19 protein-coding genes and 1 pseudogene are annotated in these 20,477 nt (G+C 75.1%); 10 read left to right on the top strand and 10 right to left on the bottom strand.

The genetic code is table 11. From position 1 onward, the window contains the following. Nucleotides 1-84: 84 nt before the first annotated feature. Nucleotides 85-663: a TetR/AcrR family transcriptional regulator gene (locus Ae331Ps2_RS02370; RefSeq protein WP_075311003.1), complete on the bottom strand. Its 579-nt coding sequence runs from the start codon at nucleotides 661-663 to the stop codon at nucleotides 85-87. A 78-nt stretch (nucleotides 664-741) separates the two neighbouring features. Between Ae331Ps2_RS02370 and Ae331Ps2_RS02365 the strand changes: the two genes are divergently transcribed. Beyond that, a complete protein-coding gene (locus tag Ae331Ps2_RS02365) occupies nucleotides 742-2,301 on the top strand; it encodes an MFS transporter (protein ID WP_075311005.1) in 1,560 nt (519 codons plus the stop codon). 13 nt (nucleotides 2,302-2,314) lie between these two features. On the opposite strand, the gene Ae331Ps2_RS33935 is transcribed toward Ae331Ps2_RS02365, so the two are convergent. The 3 genes from Ae331Ps2_RS33935 to Ae331Ps2_RS02350 are packed head-to-tail and all read right to left on the bottom strand — an operon-like array spanning nucleotide 2,315 to nucleotide 5,927. Beyond that, the gene (locus Ae331Ps2_RS33935) at nucleotides 2,315-3,994 is read right to left on the bottom strand and encodes an HlyD family efflux transporter periplasmic adaptor subunit (protein WP_075311007.1); all 1,680 of its coding nucleotides are present in this window, start codon (nucleotides 3,992-3,994) and stop codon (nucleotides 2,315-2,317) included. 20 nt (nucleotides 3,995-4,014) lie between these two features. Further along, nucleotides 4,015-5,235, bottom strand: a complete 1,221-nt coding sequence (locus Ae331Ps2_RS02355) for an ABC transporter permease (protein WP_020622710.1) — start codon at nucleotides 5,233-5,235, stop codon at nucleotides 4,015-4,017. Next, nucleotides 5,232-5,927, bottom strand: coding sequence for an ABC transporter ATP-binding protein (locus Ae331Ps2_RS02350; protein ID WP_075554119.1), 696 nt, complete (start codon nucleotides 5,925-5,927; stop codon nucleotides 5,232-5,234). The genes Ae331Ps2_RS02355 and Ae331Ps2_RS02350 overlap by 4 nt, the downstream gene beginning before the upstream one ends. A gap of 257 nt (nucleotides 5,928-6,184) precedes the next feature. Between Ae331Ps2_RS02350 and Ae331Ps2_RS02345 the strand changes: the two genes are divergently transcribed. Then, a complete protein-coding gene (locus Ae331Ps2_RS02345) occupies nucleotides 6,185-6,640 on the top strand; it encodes a MarR family winged helix-turn-helix transcriptional regulator (RefSeq protein ID WP_075311011.1) in 456 nt (151 codons plus the stop codon). Here Ae331Ps2_RS02345 and Ae331Ps2_RS02340 read toward each other — a convergent pair. Beyond that, complete coding sequence (locus Ae331Ps2_RS02340) at nucleotides 6,592-7,845, bottom strand: FAD-dependent monooxygenase (protein ID WP_075311013.1); 1,254 nt, start codon at nucleotides 7,843-7,845, stop codon at nucleotides 6,592-6,594. The two genes, Ae331Ps2_RS02345 and Ae331Ps2_RS02340, sit on opposite strands and share 49 nt — an antisense overlap. A 124-nt stretch (nucleotides 7,846-7,969) precedes the next feature. Here Ae331Ps2_RS02340 and Ae331Ps2_RS02335 point away from each other — a divergent pair, with 124 nt between their 5' ends. The 4 genes from Ae331Ps2_RS02335 (at nucleotide 7,970) to Ae331Ps2_RS02320 (ending at nucleotide 12,325) form a co-directional block, all read left to right on the top strand. After that, nucleotides 7,970-8,560 (top strand): TetR/AcrR family transcriptional regulator, encoded by a 591-nt coding sequence (locus Ae331Ps2_RS02335; protein ID WP_212567675.1) that lies wholly within the window; start codon nucleotides 7,970-7,972, stop codon nucleotides 8,558-8,560. An 80-nt stretch (nucleotides 8,561-8,640) separates the two neighbouring features. Continuing rightward, the gene (locus tag Ae331Ps2_RS02330) at nucleotides 8,641-9,207 is read left to right on the top strand and encodes a 2Fe-2S iron-sulfur cluster-binding protein (protein WP_075311028.1); all 567 of its coding nucleotides are present in this window, start codon (nucleotides 8,641-8,643) and stop codon (nucleotides 9,205-9,207) included. Next, on the top strand, nucleotides 9,204-10,220 hold the full coding sequence (locus Ae331Ps2_RS02325) for a xanthine dehydrogenase family protein subunit M (RefSeq protein WP_075311030.1): 1,017 nt from the start codon (nucleotides 9,204-9,206) through the stop codon (nucleotides 10,218-10,220). The genes Ae331Ps2_RS02330 and Ae331Ps2_RS02325 overlap by 4 nt, the downstream gene beginning before the upstream one ends. Beyond that, the gene (locus Ae331Ps2_RS02320; protein ID WP_075311032.1) at nucleotides 10,217-12,325 is read left to right on the top strand and encodes a xanthine dehydrogenase family protein molybdopterin-binding subunit; all 2,109 of its coding nucleotides are present in this window, start codon (nucleotides 10,217-10,219) and stop codon (nucleotides 12,323-12,325) included. Before Ae331Ps2_RS02325 ends, Ae331Ps2_RS02320 begins: the two co-directional genes overlap by 4 nt. Here the strand turns inward: Ae331Ps2_RS02320 and Ae331Ps2_RS02315 are convergent. Beyond that, entirely contained in the window at nucleotides 12,297-12,983 is a 687-nt protein-coding gene (locus Ae331Ps2_RS02315) for a type 1 glutamine amidotransferase (RefSeq protein WP_075311034.1), read from the bottom strand. The two genes, Ae331Ps2_RS02320 and Ae331Ps2_RS02315, sit on opposite strands and share 29 nt — an antisense overlap. Nucleotides 12,984-13,175: 192 nt before the next feature. Between Ae331Ps2_RS02315 and Ae331Ps2_RS02310 the strand changes: the two genes are divergently transcribed. Together Ae331Ps2_RS02310 and Ae331Ps2_RS02305 are read left to right on the top strand one after the other, a co-directional pair. Next, on the top strand, nucleotides 13,176-14,315 hold the full coding sequence (locus tag Ae331Ps2_RS02310) for an aromatic acid exporter family protein (RefSeq protein WP_075311036.1): 1,140 nt from the start codon (nucleotides 13,176-13,178) through the stop codon (nucleotides 14,313-14,315). A gap of 133 nt (nucleotides 14,316-14,448) precedes the next feature. Then, nucleotides 14,449-15,249: a GAF and ANTAR domain-containing protein gene (locus Ae331Ps2_RS02305; RefSeq protein WP_075311038.1), complete on the top strand. Its 801-nt coding sequence runs from the start codon at nucleotides 14,449-14,451 to the stop codon at nucleotides 15,247-15,249. Here the strand turns inward: Ae331Ps2_RS02305 and Ae331Ps2_RS02300 are convergent. From Ae331Ps2_RS02300 to Ae331Ps2_RS02290, 3 genes and pseudogenes are all read right to left on the bottom strand, one after another. After that, nucleotides 15,206-17,398 (bottom strand): annotated as a pseudogene (locus Ae331Ps2_RS02300) (heavy metal translocating P-type ATPase). The gene Ae331Ps2_RS02305 and the pseudogene Ae331Ps2_RS02300 overlap by 44 nt on opposite strands. Nucleotides 17,399-17,639: 241 nt before the next feature. Further along, nucleotides 17,640-17,843, bottom strand: coding sequence for a heavy-metal-associated domain-containing protein (locus Ae331Ps2_RS02295; RefSeq protein WP_020623949.1), 204 nt, complete (start codon nucleotides 17,841-17,843; stop codon nucleotides 17,640-17,642). A gap of 53 nt (nucleotides 17,844-17,896) precedes the next feature. Further along, entirely contained in the window at nucleotides 17,897-18,178 is a 282-nt protein-coding gene (locus Ae331Ps2_RS02290) for a metal-sensitive transcriptional regulator (protein ID WP_043278418.1), read from the bottom strand. A 75-nt stretch (nucleotides 18,179-18,253) separates the two neighbouring features. Here Ae331Ps2_RS02290 and Ae331Ps2_RS02285 point away from each other — a divergent pair, with 75 nt between their 5' ends. Then, complete coding sequence (locus Ae331Ps2_RS02285) at nucleotides 18,254-18,739, top strand: DUF6153 family protein (protein ID WP_075311040.1); 486 nt, start codon at nucleotides 18,254-18,256, stop codon at nucleotides 18,737-18,739. A 63-nt stretch (nucleotides 18,740-18,802) separates the two neighbouring features. Beyond that, a complete protein-coding gene (locus tag Ae331Ps2_RS02280; protein ID WP_075311042.1) occupies nucleotides 18,803-19,360 on the top strand; it encodes a DUF305 domain-containing protein in 558 nt (185 codons plus the stop codon). 79 nt (nucleotides 19,361-19,439) lie between these two features. On the opposite strand, the gene Ae331Ps2_RS32960 is transcribed toward Ae331Ps2_RS02280, so the two are convergent. Next, entirely contained in the window at nucleotides 19,440-20,327 is an 888-nt protein-coding gene (locus Ae331Ps2_RS32960) for a hypothetical protein (protein ID WP_233147625.1), read from the bottom strand. Nucleotides 20,328-20,477 lie beyond the last annotated feature (150 nt).

Genomic DNA, 20,477 nt, shown 5'->3' with positions numbered 1-20,477 from the left:
TGAGGAATGTGTGTCGCCACAGGGGCGGTAGGACACACGATCGTCACAGTCGACGGGTACGGGACGGCCGACCGCGCCGCGGGGTCAGCGCTCGGCCGGCGGCGTGCGCAGCGCCGCGTCCACCATGTCCAGCAGGTCGGCCTCCAGCCGCTCCCGCACCGCCGGTTCCAGGTCCGCCGCCCACAGCGGTCGTCCGCCGATCCCGTCGGCGGCGGCGAGGACCAGCGTGCGCGTCGCCTCCGGCACCCCGTCCCCGGCGAGCGCGGCCTGCCAGCGCTCGTCGTCCACCCGGGCCAGGTCGAGGACCTCGGGCACCGCGAGCAGCTGCGCGATCAGGGTGAACCGTTCCAGGGCCTCGCCCTCGTCGACCGGTGCCAGGCTGGCCCGCACGTAGGCGCGCACCAGTCGTCCGGGGGTGCCCTCGGGTTGGTCGAGGTGGGCGTGCACGGCGTCCCAGAACGCGTCGAGCTCCACCTGCGCCAGGGCGACGAGCAGCGCGGTCTTGCTGGGGAAGTGGTAGACGAGTCCGCCCTTGGAGATCCCGGCCTCCCGCGCGACGAGGTCGAGCGTCGCCCCGATGCCGTGCGTGCGGATGGCGGACGCGGCGGCGTCGAGCACCAGCTTGCGTGTGTCCTCCGGGGACCGTCCGGTCGTGCGACCCATGCGTCCATCCTCCCGTCCGGTGCCGGCGAGACGGACACCACGTCGAAACTAAACCGACCAGTTGGTACAGTTTTGCTCATGTACGCCGACACCACCACCCAGGGGCTCACGCCCCGCCGCCGCTGGGCGGCCCTCGTGGTGCTGTCGATCGCCGTCCTGGTCCTCGCGGTCGACAACACCGTCCTCTACCTCGCCGTGCCCTCGCTGACCGCGGACCTGTCGCCGACGGCGACCGAGATCCTGTGGATCGGCGACGTCTACTCCCTGGCGCTGGCCGGGCTGCTCGTCGTCATGGGGTCGCTGGCCGACCGGATCGGCCGCAAGCGGCTGCTGCTGGTCGGCGCCGCCGCGTTCGGGGCGGCATCGCTGTTCGCGGCGCTGTCCACCAGCCCCGCGATGCTCATCGCGGCCCGGCTGCTGCTCGGCGTCGCCGGCGCGACGCTGATGCCCTCGACGTTGTCGCTCATCCGCACCGTGTTCACCGACCCGGCCGAGCGGGCCCGGGCCGTCGCGGCCTGGGCGGCCGCGGCCAGCGGCGGTGCCGCGGTCGGCCCGCTGGTCGGCGGCGCGCTGCTCGAGCACTTCTCCTGGGGCTCGGTGTTCCTGATCAACGTCCCGATCATGGTCGTGCTGATCGTGGCCGGGGTGTGGCTGCTGCCCGAGTCGCGCGACCCCGCACCGGGGCCGTTCGACCTGGTCTCGGCGCTGCTGTCGATGGCCGCGATCGTGCCGGTCGTGTGGGCGGTCAAGCACACTGTCACGGCCGGGATCGACGTCGCCGGCGTCGCCGCGCTGGCGGCCGGGCTCGCGTTGGGCGCGCTGTTCGTCCGTCGCCAGAGGCGTCTGACCGTCCCGCTGATCGACGTGTCGCTGTTCGCCCGCCCGGCCTTCGCCGGCTCGGTGTTCGCCGGGTTCATGGCCGTGTTCGCCCTCATCGGGACGCTGTTCTTCTTCTCCCAGTACCTGCAGCTCGTGCGCGGGTTCTCACCGCTGCAGGCCGGTCTCGGGGAGCTGCCGACCACGCTGTCGGCGGTCGCCGTCGTCGCCGTCGTGGGGCGGTTCTCCCGCGTGCTGGGGCTCGGCCGGGCGATCGCGGTGAGCCTCGGGCTGGTCACCGGGGGGCTGGTGGCCGTCGCGGTCGCCGAGGGCTTCACCAGCTACCTGTGGCTGGCGCTGGCCCTGGTCCCGCTGGGGCTCGGCGTCGGCCTGACACAGACGCTGACCACCGACGCGGTCGTGTCGTCGGTGCCGCCGCGCAAGGCGGGAGCGGCGTCGGCCATCTCCGAGACGGCGCTGGAGCTGGGGGTCGCGATGGGCGTCGCCGTCCTCGGGTCGGTGGTGTCGCTGATCTATCGCGACCGCCTCACGCTGCCCGCCGGGCTGGACCCGGCCGCGCGGGCCGCGGTGACCGACTCGCTCGCCGCGGGCACGAACGCCCTCGACCCGGCCTCGCCGGTGCTCGACGGTGCCCGCGCCTCGTTCACCGTCGCCATGCAGACGACCTCGCTGATCGCCGCGGCGGTCACCCTGGCCGCGGCGATCGTCGCCTGGCGGACCATCCCGGCGACGGCCGGGACGGTCGCGGAGGACGCGCCGTCGCGTCCGGTCACCCACCGGGGCGGAGCGCGCCGGGGGTGACGGGCGGAGCGGGTCAGTTCCCGCCCGCGCCGCCCCCGCCGGGGCCACCTCCGCCGGGGCCGCCCGGGGTCGCCGCGACGGTGGCCTGCGGCAGCAGGACCTGCTGGCCGTCGTCCAGGCCGGAGCGGACCTCGGTGAACTGGTCACCGACCAGGCCGGGGACGAACTGCCGGGTCACCGGGGCGCCGTCGTCGCCGGGCACGTCGACGACCGAGCGCCCGCCCTCCTGCCGGACGGCGGTGTTGGGCACCCGCAGCACCCCGTTGCGGGCCTCGGTGCGCACGTCGGCCTGTGCGGTCTGGCCGTCGCGCAGCTGGGGGTCGGTACGGTTCAGCACGACGGTCGCGTAGTAGCTCACGACGCCGGAGAGCTGCGTCGCGGTCGGCGCGACGGCCACCACGGTCGCGGGCAGGCTCACCCCGGGCAGTGCGTCGACGGTGACGTCGACCGTCTGGTTCGGCGCGACCCGGGCGGCGTCGCTCTCCTCGAACGGGACGACCAGCTGGTAGGTCTGCAGGTCGTTGAGGGTGATGAACGGGGCCCCGCCGGCCGCGGACGCGCCGCCCCCGGTGGCCCCCGCGGTGCCCGATGCCGCCGACGCCGACCCGACGGCCTGCGGGATCCGGGCGTCGGAGCCGGGGGCGAGCGCGGTCGTGGAGCTCGCGGCGGGCACGACGTCGCCGACCGCGCCGTTGATCGCGGACACGGTGCCGGCGACCGGGCCGCGCAGCAGCGTGTCGTCCAGGCCGCGCTGGGCGTCGGCGAGGGTGTTGCGGGCGTCGGCGACCACGGCGTCCTGCACCGCGACGTCGGCCGGTGCGTCGTTGTTCGCCCCGGTGAGCTGGGAGCGGGCGTCGGCGACCGCGCTCTCGGCGTTCGCGATGGAGACCCGGCCGGAGGCAGCCCCGGTGTCGCGGGTGCCCTCGGCCTGCGCCAGCGCCGTCTGGGAGGCGATGACCTGGCCCTTCGCCGTCGTCACGGCCTGCTCGTCGGCGGCGACGGCGGTGCAGGCCGGGTCGGTCGTGGCCGCGCCGAGTCCGGACCCGCCCGACGTGCCGGACCCGCCGGACAGGCCGCCGAGCAGGCCGCCGCCGGAGGACGCGGCGTCGGGCTCCGGGGTGGCCGGGTCCGGGGTGGCGGTCGCGGTGCTGCCACCGGAGCGCTTGCAGGCCCGCCGGTCGGTCTCCAGCTTCTCCTGCGCCGCGGCGAGCTGCTTGCGGTCGAAGGCCAGCTGGACCTTCGCCCGCTCGACGGCGGTGTCGTTCGCGGCGTTCTGCGCACCGACCTGGTCGCGGGTCGCGGCGAGCACCGACTCGGCCGAGCCCAGCGACGTCTGTGCGGCCTCGACGGTGTTCGCGCCGGTCAGCTTGCCCAGCGACGCCTGCTGCTGGTCCAGGGCGGCCTGCGCGGCGACGACCTTCGACCGGGCCTCGGCGTCGTCCAGCCGGGCCAGCGGCTGCCCTGCCGCGACGGTCTCGCCGACCTCGACCAGCAGCTCGGTGATCCGGCCGCCCGCGGTGAACCCGAGGTTCTGCTGGGTGATCGACACCAGCGAGCCCGACGCCGACACCCCGGTGGAGACCACACCCCGGTCGACGATGGCCGTCGGCGGCGGTTGCTCCCCGCCGCTGCAGGCCGTGAGGCCGACGAGTCCGGCGAGCAGCAGGCTGCCCGCGAGCCGCAGTCGGGTCATGAAGTGCTCCTCAGCTGCTGTCACTGGTGCCGCAGTGCGTCGATGGGCCGCATCCGTGCGGCCCGGTTGGCGGGGAAGCCGCCGGCGAGCAGCCCGATCAGCAGGCTCACCCCGAAGGCGAGCACCACCGATCCGGCCGACACCGTCGGGGCGGGGAAGTCGGGCACGAGGCGGGGCAGGACGATCCCGGCCAGCACGGACACTCCGACGCCGAGCAGGATCCCGATGACCCCGCCGATGCCGGTCAGGACCATCGCCTCGATGAGGAACTGCTGCAGGATCGCGCGGCGGCGTGCGCCGATGGCCTTGCGGATGCCGATCTCGCGGGTCCGTTCGGTCACCGTGACCAGCATGATGTTGGCGACGCCGATGCTCCCGACCAGCAGCGAGATGCCCGCGACCGCCGCGACGAAGATCGTCACGAAGCTCAGGACCTGCGAGGACTGGTCGAGCAGGCTCTGCAGCGCGGTGACGGTGTAGTCGCGGTCCTGCGGGTCGTCGATGCGGTGCCGTTCGTCGAGGATCGTGGTGACCTGCTCGACCGCCTGCGGCACCGCGTCGGTGGACACCGCCCGCACGGTGATCTGGTCGACGTCGTCGCCGCCGCCGGTCAGGTAGGCCCGCGCGGCACCCAGCGGCATGACCGCGACGTCGTCCTGCTGCCCGTTGGCCGCGAGCACGCCGATCACCCGGAACGAGGTGCGACCGATCCGCACCTCCGAGCCGAGCGCCTCGCCGGCGCGGCCGCCGAACAACGTGGCCACCGGGTTGGGGCCGAGCACCACGACCTTCGCCCGGGTCGTGGCCTGGCGGTCGTCGAAGAACGACCCGACGACGAGCTCCCGGTTGGCGATGTCGAGATAGTCGGCGTCGGCGCCGGTCACGCCGCTGCGGACGCTCCCGCCGCCGGCCAGCTGCAGCTGCGCCGAGCCGGTCACCGACGGGCTGACCGAGGCGACCGCCGGGGCGGAGGCCCGGTCGCGCAGGGCGCGGACGTCGGCGTCGGTGAGGTCGCGCGGGGTGCCGGTGCCGCTGATGCCGCCGCGGTCCGGGGTGATCTGGATCTGGTTGGCGAGCGGCCCGAACGCGTCGGCGACGAAGCGCTGCAGCCCGTTGCCGAACGCGACCAGCACGATCACCGCGGCGACCCCGATGATGATCCCGAGCATCGTCAGCAGCGACCGCAGCGGCCCGGCACGCAGGCCCCGTACCGCGATCCGCGCGGACTCCCAGATCGTCATCGGCGCTCGTCACTCACGATCCGGCCGTCGCGCAGGGTCACGACCCGCTTGGCGAACTCGGCGACCTCGGGTTCGTGGGTGATCAGCACGACCGTGCGGCCGGACTCGTTGAGCTCCACGAACAGGTTCATCACGTCGGTGGTCGAGGTGGTGTCGAGGTTCCCGGTCGGCTCGTCGGCCAGGATCATCGACGGGTCGGTGACCAGTGCGCGGGCCACCGCGACGCGCTGCTGCTGGCCGCCGGAGAGCTCGTTGGGCCGGTGGTCGCCGCGGTCGGCGAGCCCGACCCGCTCCAGCGCGCGCCGCGCCCGGCCCCGGCGGTCGCGCCCGCCGGCGTAGACCAGCGGCAGCTCCACGTTGGCCAGTGCGGTGGTGCGCGGCAGCAGGTTGAACGACTGGAAGACGAAGCCGATCTTCTGCAGCCGGATGTCGGCGAGCCGGTTGTCCGACATCCGGCCGACGTCGATGCCGTCGAGCCGGTAACTGCCGGAGCTCGGCACGTCGAGGCAGCCGAGGATGTTCATCATCGTGGACTTGCCCGAGCCGGAGGGGCCCATGATCGCGACGAGGTCGCCGTCGTCGACGCGCAGGTCCACGGAGTCGAGTGCGCGCAGCTCGAGGGCTCCGTTCCGGTAGACCTTGGAGACCCCCTCGAGTTCGATCACGATTCCGGAGATTACGCACGCCGGCATTCCGGGAATTCGTCGGGTCGACTCCGGGAATGGTGGGCAAAAATGCGTCGCCACTCGATCGAGTGAATCACATCACAGGGCCGTCACCTGCGGTTGGTTGATCAGTTTACGCGGAATCGTTGCCATTCCAGGGAGGCGACAGGGTGATCGCCCTCGACGGGGCGCGATGAATTCGTGACCATCTCGTGACCGATCCCGCCGCGAATGCGGCCGGCCCTGTCCGGCTACGGTGCCGTGGACCGAAGCCGGGAGGCCGCATGAGCGAGAGCCGACACCTGCTGGAGGGGCTCGCCGGCCCGACCGTCGCGCTGGAGGCGGTGACCCGGGCGACCCACGAGTTCACCGGGAGACAGGCCCGGCGGGCGGGGCTGCACCCGACCGACCTGTGGGCGCTGCGGCTGCTCGACGTGCACGGCTCGCTCGGGCCGACCGAGCTGGCCCGGCGGCTCGACCTGCGGCCGGCCTCGACCACCGCGCTGATCGACCGGCTCGAGGCGGCAGGTCACCTCGAGCGGGTGCCCGACCCGCACGACCGCCGCCGCGTCACCGTGCGCTCGCGGGAGGAGTCCTTCCGTGCGCGGCTCGCGCAGTGGGAGCCGGCCGTCCGGGCCCTCGACGACGTCGCCCGCCGCCTCTCCGACGACGAGGGTGCGGTCGTCGAGCGCTACCTGCGCGAGGTCGTCGCCACGCTCGACGAGCTCGGCGCCGGGTAGTCCGGGAGGCCGAACGTGTCGACCGCGCCGGTCGGCGTGGCCCCGAGCATTCCGGTGACCCGTTTCCCGGCCGGGCTCGCGACGGCCCGGAACGCGGTGCGCAGCGTCCGGATCCCGGCCCGGGTCCGCGGGTTGGCCAGCCTCAGCGGCGGGAGCTTCTGTGCCCGATCGGTCGCGGGCCGCAGCAGCTCCTCGTAGCGGCGCAGTGCGCCTGCGGTGTCGCCGGGGTGGGAGGCCAGCTCCCCGGCCAGCACGTAGGCACCGATCAGTGCCAGGCTCGTGCCCCCGCCGCCCAGTGGCGACGGGCAGTGCGCGGCGTCGCCGAGGAGCACCACCCGTCCCGAGCTCCAGCGCGGGGCCATGACCTGCCCGACGGCGTCGAAGTACATCGGGGCTCCGTCCGGCCCGTCGCCGAGCTCGCGCAGGATCCGCGGGGCGACCCAGCCCGCGGCGGCGAAGGTCCGGCGGAGGACGGTGCGGACGTCGGCGTCGCCGAGGGTCTCCAGGCCCCGCACCCCGGACAGGAAGGTCAGCATGGCGCGGGTGGTGCCCAGGTTGTCCGGGCGCAGGTGCACCCCGCGCGAGCCGGTCCCGTGGAACCAGTTCCACCAGGCGTTGTCGTCGGTGGTGCGGGGGATCGTCAGGTAGGCGCCGTACATGCCGGTCTCGCGGACCGTGACGTCGTCGAAGACCAGGTCGCGGGTGCGCGACCGCAGCCCCTCGGCGACCACGATGAGGTCGGCGGTGACGGTCGTGCCGTCGTCGAGGGCGACCCGGGCCGGGCCGTCGGCGGTGCCCCGGTCCTCGACGCCGGTGATCCGGGTGCCGAACCGGAACGTCGTGGACGCCGGCGCGGCCTCGATCAGCACCCGGGCCAGCTCCCCGCGCAGGATCTCCAGCTCGGCGGTCGGCCCGTCGGTCGGCCCGGTCGGGTCCATCGGGATCTCCGCGACGGCCCGCCCGTCGTCGCCGATCACGCGGAAGCCGACCTCCCGGGTGCCCGCGGCCCGCACCGCGTCCTCCAGCCCCATCCGTCGCAGGACCTCGCGTGCGGCGCCGCGGACGTCGACGTTGTGCCCCTCGTCGCGCCGTCGCGGCGTGCGCTCCAGGACGGTGGTGCGCCAGCCGTACGCGGCCAGGCGCAGCGCGAGCGCGGAGCCGGCGATGCCGGCGCCGGAGATGAGTGCGTGCCGGGAGGAGGTCATGGTAGTTAGATGACCGAACTACCCAGTCGGCTAAACCTGCGCGACGACCTCGTCTCCCGAGATGGAGCAGAACGCTGTGCCAGATACGATGCGGAACAGCGTTCCGGGCGGCAGGGAGTCTGTGGTGGGTGTGCAGCGGGAACCGGTGCGGTCCGACGCCCGGCGCAGTCGCGCCGCCCTGCTCGAGGCCGCCGCGGCCGAGTTCGTGACCTCGGGCGTCGACGCGCCGGTCCGGGCGATCGCCGCCCGCGCGGGGGTCGGTGTGGGCACGGTCTACCGGCACTTCCCGACCCGGCCCGACCTGGTGGTCGCCGTCTATCGGCACCAGGTCGAGAGCTGTGCCGCGGCCGCCCGGGCCTGCCTGGACGCCGGTCCGACGCCGTTCGACGCGCTCGTGGCGTGGGTCGGGGAGTTCGTCGACCTGGTCGTCACCAAGCACGGGCTGGTCGCGATGCTCGTCCACGACGACGGCCGTTCCGCCGCCCTGCACGAGCTGTTCGTGGAGCGGCTGCTGCCGGCGGCGGAGGAGATCGTCCGGGCGGCTCGGGATGCCGGGCAGCTGCCGTCCGACGTCACCACCTACGAGGTGCTGCGCGGGATCGGCAACCTGTGCTTCGGTGCCGACGCCGACCCTGCCGACCCTGCCGACGCCGACCCTGCCTACGACGCCCGGCGCGCCGTCGGCTTCTTCCTCGCCGGCCTTCGGGTTGCCTAACCGGAACATCGTTCCTCTATAGTAACGGAGGAGGCTCCGTTTCGGGGTCTCCACTCCGTCTCCCGAAGGAGCGCACCATCGTGGACTCCACGATCTCCCTCACCGTCGACGGCCGTCGCCACGAGCTGACGGTCGACACCCGCACCACCGTCCTCGACGCGCTGCGTGACCGGCTCGGCGTGACCAGCGCCAAGAAGGGCTGCGACCACGGCCAGTGCGGTGCGTGCACCGTCCTGATGGCCGGGCCCGGCGAGCAGGGGCCGGGCCGCCGCGTGCTGTCCTGCCTCTCGCTCGCCGTCGCCCACGACGACGCCGCGGTCACCACCGCCGACGGCCTCGGCGACGGGGCGGACCTGCACCCGCTCGCCGAGGCCTTCGTGACCCACGACGCCTACCAGTGCGGCTACTGCACCCCCGGCCAGATCTGCTCGGCCGTCGGGATGCTCGATGAGGCCCGCGCCGGGCACCCCAGCGCGGTCACCTCCGACCTGTCCGCCGACGGGCCCGCCGTGCTGGACCGTGCCGAGATCGCCGAGCGCCTGTCCGGGAACCTGTGCCGCTGCGCGGCCTACTCCGGCATCGTCAGCGCCGTCAGCGCCGTCAGCGCCGTCAGCGCCGTGGGCACCGGAGCGGGGGCGTCGCGGTGAAGCCGTTCGCCTACACCCGCCCCGGCGACGCCGCGGCCGCCGTCGCGACCGTCGCCGCCGACCCGTCCGCCGTCTACCTGGCCGGGGGCACCAACCTCGTCGACCACCTCAAGCTGGGCGTGGCCGGCCCGGGCACGCTCGTCGACGTCACCGGGCTGCTGTCCACCGCGATCACCCCGACCGCCGACGGCGGCGTGTCCATCGGCGCGGGCGCCCGCAACACCGACGTCGCCGTGGACCCGCGGGTCCGGCGCGACTACCCGGCGCTGTCCGCGGCGCTGCTCGCCGGGGCCTCGGGGCAGCTGCGCAACATGGCGACGACCGGCGGGAACCTGCTGCAGCGCACCCGCTGCTCCTACTTCGCCGACCTCACCGCGCCCTGCACGAAGCGGGACCCGGGGCAGGGCTGCTCCGCGCAGCAGGGCTGGGCCCGCCACCACGCGATCCTCGGCGCGCCCGAGGGCGGCTGCATCGCGACCCACCCGTCGGACATGGCGGTCGCCCTGGCCGCGTTCGACGCCAGGGTGCACGTCCTCGGCCCGGACGGGGAGCGCACCGTCGCCGCGACCGAGCTGCACCGGCTGCCCGGCGACGACCCGTCCCGCGACACCGTGCTGGAGCACGGGGAGCTGATCACCTCGGTCGAGCTGCCCGCACTGCCGGTCGCCGCGCGCTCGGCCTACCGCAAGGTCCGCGACCGCGCCTCCTACGCGTTCGCGCTGGTGTCGGTGGCCGCGGCCCTCGACGTCGCCGACGACGGCACCGTCCGCGACGTGCGGATCGCCCTCGGCGGGGTCGCGCACCGGCCGTGGCGGGCGCACCGCGCCGAGCAGGCGCTGCTCGGCGGGCCCGCCACCGACGAGGCGTTCCGGGCCGCCGCGGCGGCCGAGACCGCCGACGCCCGTGCCGTGGACACCGCCGTCGGCGGCAACGCCTTCAAGATCCCGCTGGTGGCCGGGACGGTCACCGCCACCCTGCGTGGCCTCGCCGCGCACCGGACGGAGGCCGCATGACCAGCACCGTCACCCCCGGCACCGCGGGCACCGCGCACACCCGGATCGAGGGCCCCGCCAAGGTCACCGGCAACGCCGTCTACGCCTACGAGCAGGACACCGTCGCGCCGCTGCACCTGTGCGGTGTCGGCGCGACGATCGCCCGTGGCCGGGTCCGCGCGGTCGACACCGCCGCCGCGGCCGCGGTCCCCGGGGTGGTCGCGGTGCTCACCGCGGACACCGCGCCGCGGCTCGACGACGGCGCGAGCACCGAGCAGGCCGTCCTGCAGACCCGCGCCGTGCACCACCGCGGCCAGTACGTCGCCGCGGTGCTCGCCGAGACCGCCGAGGCGGCCCGGGAGGCCGCCGGCGCCGTCGTCGTCACCTACGACGCCGAGGACGCCGTCACCGCGTTCGACCCCGACTCGTCGCAGGCCTACACCCCCGAGGTGGTGGTCGCGTTCCCGCCGGACACCCGCACCGGCGACCCGGAGACGGCGTTCGCGCAGGCCCCGGTACGGATCGACGCCACCTACCGCACGCCGATCGAGTACCACCACCCGATGGAGCCGCACTCGACCGTGGCCCGCTGGGACGGCAGGCACCTCACCCTGTTCGAGGCCTCGCAGTCGGTCTGGGACGCCCGGCGCCAGGTCGCGGCGTTGTTCGGGATCGGCGACGACGACGTCACCGTCGTCTCGCCGCACGTCGGCGGCGGGTTCGGGACCAAGGGCGCGCTGCACGCGGGGTCGGTGCTGGCCGTGCTCGCGGCGCGGGCCGTCCCCGGCCGGTCGGTGAAGCTGTCGCTCACCCGGCGCGAGATGACCGACACCACCGGCTACCGGCCGGCGACCGTGCAGCGGGTCCGGCTCGGCGCGGGGACCGACGGTCGGCTGCACGCGCTGGCCCACGACGTCGTCGAGGGCGGGGCACGGATGGCCGAGTACGGCGAGCCGACCGCGGTGATGAGCCGGCACCTGTACGCGGCGCCGCACCGGGCGACCTCGCACCGGGTGGTGCCGTTGGACCTGTCGACGCCGACGTACATGCGCGCCCCCGGCGAGGCGCCCGGCAGCTTCGGTGCGGAGTCCGCGGTCGACGAGCTCGCCGTCGCGCTCGGGATCGACCCGGTCGAGCTGCGGATCCGCAACGAGCCCGACGTCGACCCCGACACCGGCAGGCCCTTCTCCAGCCGCAACCTGGTGGCCTGCCTGCGGCGGGGCGCCGACCGGTTCGGCTGGGCGGACCGCGACCCGCGGCCGCGCACCCGGCTCGTCGACGGCTGGTGGCACGGCACCGGTGTCGCCGCGGCGTTCTTCCCGACGTTCGCGATGCCCGGCTCCGCCGCCGCGATCCGGTACTCGGCCGACGGGACCCCCGGCGCCGGAGCGCCGGGTCGCTACCGGGTGGACATCGCCGCGTCCGACATCGGCCAGGGCGCCCGCACGGTGCTCACCCAGATCGCGGCCGAGGCGCTCGGGGTGCCACCCGCGCAGGTGGACCTGAACCTGGGCGACACCGGCCTGCCGCACGCGACCATGGCCGGGGGCTCCGCGGGCACCGCGTCCTGGGCGACGGCGATCGTCGAGGCCGCCGACCGGTTCCGCGACAAGTGGGGCACCGACCCCGAGGACGGGGCGGAGGCCGACGGCGTCGCCGGGCACAACCCGGCGATGGCCGAGTACGCGATGGGCGCGCACGGGGCGCACTTCGTCGAGGTCGCGGTGCACGCCGACACCGGCGAGATCCGGGTGCCGCGGATGCTGGGGGTGTTCGCCGCGGGACGCATCCTCAACCCGCTGACCGCCCGCTCGCAGTTCCTCGGCGGGATGGTGTGGGGGCTGTCGATGGCGCTGCACGAGGAGGGCGTCGTCGACCCGGCCCGCGGGCACGTGGTCAACCACGACCTCGCCGGCTACCACGTGGCGGCGAACGCCGACGTCGGCGACATCGACGCCGAGTGGGTCGACGAGCACGACCCGCTCGTCAACCCGGTGGGTGCCAAGGGCATCGGGGAGATCGGGATCGTCGGGGTGGCCGCGGCCGTCGCGAACGCCGCCCACCACGCCACCGGCGTGCGGGTCCGGTCGCTGCCGATCACGCTGGAGCACTTCCTGGCGGTCTGAGCGCGAGGGCCAGGACCCGCTGCGCCCGTTCGGCGAGTCGCTGCGGGTCCTGCGCCGCCGTCGCCGCCCGGAGCGCGTCGGCGTCGAGACCGTCGGGCACACCGAGGGTGAACCAGCGCTCCAGCAGGTCCACGGTCATCTCGGGGTGGAACTGCACGCCCACGCTGCGGCCGGCCAGGAACGCCTCGTGTCCGGCCCCGCTGGTCGCGAGCAGCTCCGCCCCGGGCGGCGCGACGAGCTGCTCGGCGTTCCAGCAGAACCACGGTCCGGCCGGGAGGCGGTCGTCGACCGGGTCGACCGGGTGCCATCCGATCCGGGCGGCCGGCAGCGTCGTCCGGCCGCCGCCGAGGGCCTCGGCGAGGAGCTGGGCACCGAAGCAGACCGCGAGGACGGGCACGCCGGCGTCGTGCGCGGCACGCAGGAAGTCGACCTCGCGGCCCGCCCACCCGGCGATCCGCTCCCGCGGCCACGGCGCGCCGAGGGTGACCACCAGGTCGGCCCCGGCGGGGTCGGGGAACCGGGTGTCGACGTCCGGGGTGTCGTACCGGGACGCGGGCACCACCGTCGTCCACTCCGGACGGACGCCGTGTCGTTCCAGGGCCGGGCCGAGCAGCCCGAGCCCGGCGACGTGGTCGTGGCCGATCACGATGGCGCGCACCGGCCCACCCTGCCACCGGCCGGGTTTGTGCCGCACGGCCGCAGGTAGCCCTCGTCCGGCCCGCGCCCGTGTGCGCACGGCGCCACCCCCGGACTCCACCGCGTTCCCCGCGGCCGACGGGTGGTCAGGGCCCTCGCGGTCGAACAGCCGGCCCCGCTTCCCACACCACCTGCACGACCGACGGAGCCGTCGTTGATCCCGCACCACCCGAACTCCCCGGCCTCCCTGTTCACCGAGGGATTGCGCCACCGCATGCGACTGGCCTGGCGGGCCGGCGCCGCGGCCGGCGCGGCCTGGTACCTCGCCACCCTCGTCCCCGGTGTGCTCGGCCAGTACCCCTACTACGCGCCGCTCGGCGCCCTGCTCGTCTGCTACCCGACCGTCTTCGACTCGCTGCGCCAGAGCCTGTTCGCGGTGCTCGCCTCCGGCATCGGTGTCGGTCTCGGTGCCACCGCACTGCACCTGGGCGGGGCCCGGTGGTGGGCGGTGGCCGTCGCCGTCCTGGCCGGGATCGCGGCGGGCGCGGTGCCCGTGCTGGCCGCGGCGCGGGACCTGATCCCCACGGCGGCGCTGTTCACCATCCTCATCGGGGCCGCCGACCCGTCCGGGTTCATGGCCGGCTACCTCGGCCAGACCCTGCTCGGTGTACTGGTCGGGATCGCGGTCACCCTGGCCCTGCCACCCCCGCCGCAGAACGCCCGCGCGCACCGTGTCGTGACGCGGCTGCGCGACGGCATCGCCGACCACCTGCAGGAAATGGCGGAGGTCCTGGCCGAACGGTGGCCACCCGAGCGCGAGGAGTGGACACACCACCGCCACGACTTCGAGCCGCTGATCGACGCGACGCGGGAGGCGGTCCGCTCCGCCGACGCGGGCCGGCGCGCCAACCTGCGGGCACGCGCCTACCGGGCCCGCGGACAGCAGCTCTACGAGGCCGCGCAGACCCTGGAACAGCTCGCGGTGCTCGTCCGCGACATCAGCACGGTCCTGGCCCAGACGGCGTGGGCCGAGCGCACCGTCCTGGTCCTCGACCCGGAGCTGCGCACCCCGGTCGCGGAGGCGATGGCGGACCTGGCCACCGCGATCCGGTCGGCGGAGCTGGCGCACCTGACCCGCGGTCCCGCCCGATCCGGGCTCGACGGGCACCGCCGACACCTGGCCGCCGCCCGCGAGGCGCTGGACCGCGTCACCGACCGGCTCGACTCGCAGCGCGCGGGCTGGGAGGACAGCCTCGCCGCGTCGGGGATCGTGCTGCACCTGCGGCGGTGCCTGGACCACCTGCACGCCGGCCCGGCCGACCGCAGCCCGGATCTGCATCCGGCCGGCCGATGACGTGTGGGCGGCCGCCGACCGGGTATGCCAGGACCATGCCGGCACTCGTACCCGGGGCGTACGCCGGCCCAGGTCCTGTCGGTTGAGATCCTGCAGCCGGCGGGGCCGCCCCCCGGACACCGAGGAGCGGCAGATGACGGCACGGCGGTCGCCCTGGACCGACGAGCTGTCACAGCGGCCCTCCGGGGAGTTCCGTGCCGACGCCGACGCCGCCCGCGCCCCCGAGGAGCTGGCCGGCGTCATGGCCGGGCTGTCCCGGCACTTCTACCGTGCCCAGGACGCCACCGACGCCTGCGAGCGTGTGATCGAGGCCTGCACCGGCCTCGTGGAGGGCTGCACCCACGCGACGCTGACCCTCACCACGGGCGGCCGGATCGTCACCCCGGCGAGCACCGGCCCGTCCGCGCAGATCCTCGACGACCTGCAGCGTGAGCTGGGCGAGGGTCCGTGCCTGCAGGCGATCCGCGCCGACCGCAACGTCGTGTCGGCGGATCTGGAGCACGACCCGCGCTGGCCCCGGTTCGGCCCGGCCGCCGCGCGCCGGGGGATCGGCTCGGTGGTGGCGTCGCGGCTGTTCACCGACGACCGCACCACCGGCGCCCTGAACGTCTTCGGCGCCGCCGGCGCGTTCGACACCGCCGCGCAGGACCGGATCGCGGTGCTGGCCGCGCACGCCGCCGTCGCCATCGACGCCGCACGCACGCGGGAGAACCTGCACGAGGCCGTCCGGAGCAGGCAGGTGATCGGCGAGGCGATCGGTATCCTGCGGGAGCGCTACGGGATCACCTCGGAGCAGGCCTTCGACCGGCTCACCCGCGCCTCGCAGCACCTCAACATCAAGCTCCGCTCGATCGCCGAGCACCTGGCCCGCGACCCCGCGGCCGGCGGGGTCACACCGCCAGCGGACGGAACCGGCGCAGCCGCAGACTGTTGAGCACCACGCACACCGAGCTGAACGCCATCGCCGCACCCGCGATCATCGGGTTGAGCAGCCCGAACGCGGCCAGCGGGATCGCGGCCGTGTTGTAGGCGAACGCCCAGAACAGGTTGCCCCGGATCGTGCCCAGCGTGCGCCGGGACAGCCGGACGGCGTCGGCCGCGGCCCGCAGGTCGCCCCGGACCAGGGTGATGTCCGACGCCTCGATCGCCACGTCGGTGCCGGTGCCCATGGCCAGGCCCAGGTCGGCCCGGGCCAGCGCGGCCGCGTCGTTCACCCCGTCGCCGACCATCGCGACGACCCGGCCCTGCTCCTGCAGCCGCGTCACGACGGCGAGCTTGTCCGCGGGCAGCACGTCGGCGACGACGGTCTCCGGGCCGGGCTCGATGCCGACCTCACGGGCGACGGTCTCGGCGACGGCACGGTTGTCCCCGGTGAGCAGCACCGGGCGCAGCCCGAGCCTGCGGAACTCCGCGATCGCCTCCGCCGACGTCGGCTTCACGGTGTCGGCGACGACGAGCACGGCGCGGGCGGCCCCGTCCCAGGCGACGGCGACCGTCGTGCGGCCCCGTGCGGCCTCGTCCGCGGCGACCGCGGCGAGGTCGTCGGACAGCGGGACCGACCACTGCTCGAGCAGCCGCGGGCGGCCGACGAGCACGGCGTGACCGTCGACGACGCCCTGCACGCCGAGACCCTCGTGGTTGGTGAAGTCGGAGACGGCGGGCAGGTCACCGACCCGCTCGGTGGCGGCCCCGGCGATCGCGGCGGCCACCGGATGCTCCGAGGCGCGCTCCAGCGCTCCGGCGAGGCGCAGCACGGTCGCCTCGTCGGTGTCGTCGGCGGTGTGCACATCGGTCAGCGCCATGGTGCCGGTGGTGACGGTGCCGGTCTTGTCGAGCACGACGGTGTCGACCCGGCGCGTCGACTCCAGGATCTCCGGGCCCTTGATCAGGATGCCGGTCTGGGCGCCGCGGCCGGTGCCGACGAGCAGCGCGGTCGGTGTGGCCAGCCCGAGCGCGCACGGGCAGGCGATGATCAGCACGGCGACGGCCGCGGTGAACGCGGTCGAGGCCGGGGCGCCGGTGAGGATCCAGGCCAGCAGCGTCGCGGCGGCGATCACGGCGACGACCGGCACGAACACCGCGGAGATCCGGTCGGCGAGGCGCTGCACCTCGGCCTTGCCGTTCTGCGCCTCCTCGACCAGCCGCGCCATCTGCGCGAGCGCGGTGTCCGAGCCGACCCGGGTGGCCCGCACGACGAGCCGCCCGCCGGAGTTCACGCACCCGCCGACGACGGTGTCACCGGCCCGGACCTCGACCGGCACCGACTCGCCGGTGAGCATCGAGACGTCGACCGCCGAGCGGCCGTCGACGACCTCGCCGTCGGTGGCGACCTTCTCCCCGGGGCGCACGACGAACTCCTCGCCCACCGTGAGCTCGTCGACGGCGACGCGGACCTCGGCGCCGTCGCGGAGCACCGTCACGTCCTTCGCGCCCATCTGCAGCAGCGCGCGCAGCGCGGCGCCGGCCCGGCGGCGGGAGCGGAGCTCGACGTAGCGACCGGCCAGCACGAACGTGACGACCGCGGCGACGACCTCCAGGTAGATGTTCCCGCTGCCGTCGGTACGCGAGATCGTCAGCTCGAAGGGGTGCACCATGCCGGGCATCCCGGCGGTGCCGAGGAACAGCGCGTAGAGCTACCAGGCGAGCGCGGCCGTCGTCCCCATCGAGACGAGGGTGTCCATCGTGGCGGCGCCGTGACGCAGGTTCGTCCAGGCGGCCCGGTGGAACGGCGCCCCGGCCCAGCCCCACACCGGCAGGGTGAGCAGCAGCGAGGCCCACTGCCAGCCGACGAACTGCCACGCGGGCGTCATCGCGAGGACGACGACCGGCACCGACAGCACGACGGCGCCGATCAGCCGGTTCCGCAGGTCGCGCAGGTCGCGTTCGGGGTCCGGGTCGGGCTCGGCGCTCGGCGGGGTGGCGGTGTAGCCGGCCGCCTCGACGGTCCCGAGCAGGGTGTCGAGCCCGACGCCGCCGGGGGCGCTGATCCGCGCCTTCTCGGTGGCGTAGTTGACGGTGGCGGTGACGCCGTCGAGCTTGTTGAGCTTGCGCTCGATGCGGTTCGCGCAGGACGCGCAGGTCATGCCGCCGACGGCGAGCTCGATCTCGGTGACGGTGCCGGCTGTGCTGCCCGGGCCGGCTGTGCCGGCTGTGCTGGCTACGCTGCCTGGGCCGCTCTCGGCGACGGTCCCGGTCGCGGCTGCGCGGGGCAGGGCGGTGACGGGTCCGTGGGCCGGGGACGTGTCGCTCATGGTCGGTCCTCCGGGGCGACCCGGCGCGGGTGGCGGTCGCGACCCGCGCCGGGTGGGTGGTCGGGTGGGGTGCTCAGACGAGCTGGTAGCCCGCCTCGCGCACGGCGTCGCGGACGGCCTCGGTGGAGACCTCGTCGTCGCTGGTGACGGTGACGGCGCCGGTCGGCAGGTCGACGGCCACGTCGGTGACGCCGGCGATCTCGCTGATCTCCTCGGTGACCGAGGCGACGCAGTGCTGGCAGGTCATGCCGGTGACGGTGTAGCTGGCGGTGCTCATCGTGCTCTCTCCTGTGCGGGGTTCGGCGCCATCGGGGTCCGGCGCCATCGGGGTCAGGATCGGACCAGCCGGGCGATCGCCGCGCTGGCCTCCTGGATCTTCTCCTCGGCGACGGGGCCGCCCTCGGCGGCGGCGTCGGCGACGCAGTGCTTCAGGTGCTCGTCGAGCAGGCCCAGCGCGACGGCCTCCAGGGCCTTGTTGACCGCGGCGACCTGGGTCAGCACGTCGATGCAGTACTTGTCCGACTCGATCATCTTCGTGATGCCGCGGACCTGGCCCTCGATCCGGCGCATCCGCTTGACGTGCGCGTCCTTGGTGTCGGCGTAGCCGGGCATCGCGTCCTCCTCGGGGTCCACCGCGACCATACCCCTAGGGGGTAGTGGTATCCACCCCGCCGGTACGGTCGAGGTGTGACGGACCGGACCCGGCTGCTCGTGCTCGTGCTGCCGGTGCTGCTCGGGCTGCTGGGGATGCACGCGCTCGCGGCGCCATCCGCGCACTCCGGTGTACACGACCGTCCCGCGGGCACGCCGCACGCCGCCCCGCACCCCGCACTGCACTCCGCCTCGCACTCCGCACTGCACTCGGCACTGCACGATGGACCGGCCCGCGCCGCCGCGGTACCGGCGCACCCCGTCCCGGACGGCGCGTCGGCGGGGGCCACACGTCCCGGTCCCCACGGATCGTCGCACGACGGGGCCGCGCACCTGCTGCACCTGTGCCTGGCCGTGCTCGTGGCCGGGGTCGTCCTCGCCGCGGCGGTGCTGCTGTCCGGGTGGGCGCCGCTGCCGGCGTCGCGGGGGCCGGTCGGCCCGGGGCGCCCGCGGACCGGACCGACCGGCCGCTCGCCCCCGGTCCCACGGCGGCTCGCGCTGCTCTGCGTGTCGCGGACGTGACCGGCCTCCGGCGCGGGAGAGCGCCGGAGCCGCCGAGCACCCACGACACGGGAGTACCGACACATGACACACACGAACGTGGCGCTCGCCGCCACGGCACTGACCGCTGCCCTCGTCCTGACCGGCTGCGCCGGCGGAGCCGCGTCCGCACCGCCGGTCGCGTCGTCGAGCAGCGCCGACGTCACCTTCGCCCAGGGCATGATCCCGCACCACGAACAGGCGATCGCGATGGCACGGCTCGCCGACGGCCGCGCCGGGGCCCGCGTGGGCGCCCTCGCCGACCGGATCGAGGCCGCCCAGGGCCCGGAGATCGGGCAGCTCCAGGGGTTCCTGGCCGACTGGGGCGCCGCGCCCGCCGCGGACCCCCACGCCGGTCACGGTGACATGGCCGGGATGACGGGGATGATGTCCGACGAGCAGATGGCCGGGCTGGAACGCGCGTCCGGCGCCGCGTTCGACCGGTCGTTCCTCGAGATGATGATCGCCCACCACGAGGGTGCGGTGACCATGGCCCGCGCCGAGCTCGACGCCGGGGTGGACCCGCGGGCACGGGAGGTGGCGCAGCGGATCCTCGACACGCAGCAGGCGGAGATCGCGGAGATGCGGGCGCTGCTGGGCTGAGCGGAGATCGTCGCGACTGAGGGATCCGGTGCCGGGAACGGCACCGGACCGCTCGGTCGTGACGATCATCGTCGCGGCGTCAGCTGAACGAGATGTGCACGTGGTCCATGTGGTTCGCCGTCGCCCCGCCCCGGTCCTCCTGGGCCGTCCAGCCGCTGCCGGTGTCGATGCGCTGCCGCCAGATGATGTAGGAGATCCCGAGCTCGTCCCGGTGCTGCTGGGCGTAGGCGGCGAGCCGGTCGCCCGTCGCCCGGTCGACCATGAAGTCCAGGGCCTTGCCGCTCGGGTGGTCGGAGGCGTTGCCGCGGCTGCCGATGCCCAGCACGGAGTCGACGCCGAACAGGCAGCGCAGCTTCTCCCCGGCCCTCGCCACGTTCGCGGCGACGCCCTCCATGCCCGCGGTGCCCAGGGCACACGTGGGGGAGCCGGTCGGGCCGCCGGCCGAGGGTGCGTCGGCGGCCCCGGCGGAGGAGCGCGCGGAGTCGGCGGCGCGGGCGGCCGCCTCCCGTGCCTCGCGGGCGGCGGCCCGGGCGCGCTCGCGCGCCTCGTCGCGGGCGGTCACCGCGGAGCCGACCGCACCGTTCGCGGCGCCGACGATCGCGTCGACGTCGACCGGGGGCGGCGGCTCGGCCAGCGACCGCGCCGTTCCGGAGTGTGCCGACGGCGCCGCGGTGGCCGCGTCGGTCGGCGACGCGTCCGCGGCCGGGGAGCTGAAGGCCTGCAGCGCGAGGTCGTCGACCCGGGGGAGTCCGCCGCCGGTCGCGGCGTGCGCGGCGACGAGTCCGCCGCCCGCGAGCGCGGAGGTGAGGACCTGCAGGGTGCGGGCCCGGCCCGCGCGGCGGTGCCTCCCGCCCCGCTCCGGGCCGACGTCACGGGTGACGACGGTCGTCGACGGCAACGGTCGGCTCGGGTCGGCCCGGCTCGGGGAGCGCCGGGCCGCCACGGAGCCGGGGATGTTCCTCGGCACGCAGGGCGTCCTTCCTCGTCGGAGACGGCTGCGCCCGGATGCCTGGGGAGCGGGGCGCGCGGGTCCTGCTGGGGATCAGGACCGTGACCGTTCCGTGATCGACCGTACGGACCGGGTTGCCGACGCGGGGTCGGTCCGCGACCACCGGCC

Origin of the sequence: Pseudonocardia sp. Ae331_Ps2, from assembly GCF_001932405.1 — a bacterium.
In the GTDB taxonomy this organism is placed as follows: domain Bacteria; phylum Actinomycetota; class Actinomycetes; order Mycobacteriales; family Pseudonocardiaceae; genus Pseudonocardia.
This window is presented reverse-complemented; position numbering and strand designations above follow the sequence as displayed.